The organism is Pedobacter fastidiosus, from assembly GCF_014306625.1.
GTDB lineage: Bacteria > Bacteroidota > Bacteroidia > Sphingobacteriales > Sphingobacteriaceae > Pedobacter > Pedobacter fastidiosus.
This window is the reverse complement of the sequence record NZ_JACRYL010000051.1, coordinates 1-1,231: the sequence shown is the minus strand read 5'-3', so window position 1 is coordinate 1,231 and position 1,231 is coordinate 1. Positions and strand designations below refer to the sequence as shown.

Annotated in this window: 2 protein-coding genes; both read left to right on the top strand. The window is 33.5% G+C overall.

Features of this window, described 5'->3' with window-relative positions; genetic code table 11:
- A partial coding sequence (locus H7U22_RS22755) for a hypothetical protein (protein ID WP_222621948.1) occupies positions 1 to 550 on the top strand: 550 nt, incomplete at its 5' end.
- Positions 551 to 705: 155 nt separating this feature from the next.
- On the top strand, positions 706 to 1,041 hold the full coding sequence (locus tag H7U22_RS22750) for a hypothetical protein (protein ID WP_187073633.1): 336 nt from the start codon (positions 706 to 708) through the stop codon (positions 1,039 to 1,041).
- Positions 1,042 to 1,231: the final 190 nt, after the last annotated feature.

Below are 1,231 nucleotides of genomic sequence, written 5' to 3'. Positions count from 1 at the left end.
GGAAACGCCAAGTTATTTGAAGAAATATCCAATGGGAGAAATTTCGGTTAATACGATAAACGGCATCGAGAGTTTTGGCTTGGATAAAGATACTACGCAATGGCTTTACTACAGTGATTTTGATGAAATGATAATCAGAGCAAAAGTTTCTAATGGGGCAACTGCAATTCATGAAAATTCCTTTGAGTTGGGCTATGGACTAGATTGGATATACAAACCCGAAACGAAAACAATAAATGGTTTAAAATGTCAGCTGGTGACTGATGAGGGATGTACTTGGAAAATATGGTTTTGTTCCGATATTCAAGTAAAGCAAAATTTACTGAGGATACAAAATCTCACAGGTTTAGTGGTTGAAGCAGATTTTTTACCGTTCAATACACATTATAAACTATTAAGTTATGATACACAAAGTCCGATTGATGATGCTGTTTTCGAACCCAATGAGTTTAAGCAACCTTTTGAGAAAGGGCCAGTATTAAAAAGCATATATGGTAAAGGAAGGCAGAAAACCAAACTAGAAAACCAACAAGAAATTTTAAAACAATAATACTTAAAAGAAAGAGATATCATTTAAAAATCTTGCTATTCAATGTTGAATAATACTAAGTGTCAAGGGAATAGTAATATTTTGAATTTGCCAAAAAAGAAAACAGGAGATGATACGAACCTGGTTAAAAAGAGTAAATGCTAATTTAACTTAAAATGAAAAAGATATTATTTATGCTAATATGTTTAGTAGCAATGACTGCTAGTGCAAAAAAGTTCAGACCTACTAAATTTAAGAAAAAAACAATGTGTACAAGGACGTCTAAATGGTATATAGTGGCTACCTATAGATGTGAATATACAAATTCTATAACCGAAATTCAGCTTTCAGGTATTTGTACGGCATCAGACATTAGTTGTGCATATGCTCAAAAACTTGCAAACCAATGTGGAGCATCTTCAGCAATAGTAGCACAATCAGCTGCAATTGCGTCCATGAGCGCTGAGTGTGTGCCTCCCCCCTCCTCCTGTAGAATAATGTTATTGCCCTAATAGAGATCTTAATTTAATTTTTTCATGAAAGCATTTATCTATTTGTTGTTGTTTCCAATAGTAACCTCAGCTCAAACTTTAATAGCAGAATATTCAATTGTCCAAAATTCTAACATAACCCTTGGTGGAAAGGAAAGAAATGTCAGCTTAGATTTAATCGGACATCTGTATAAAAAGGGGCAGAAATATA

Bases quoted from the DNA above. Each gene is read 5' to 3' on its own strand.
- H7U22_RS22750 (WP_187073633.1), top strand. From the start codon at position 706: ATGAAAAAGATATTATTTATGCTAATATGTTTAGTAGCAATGACTGCT.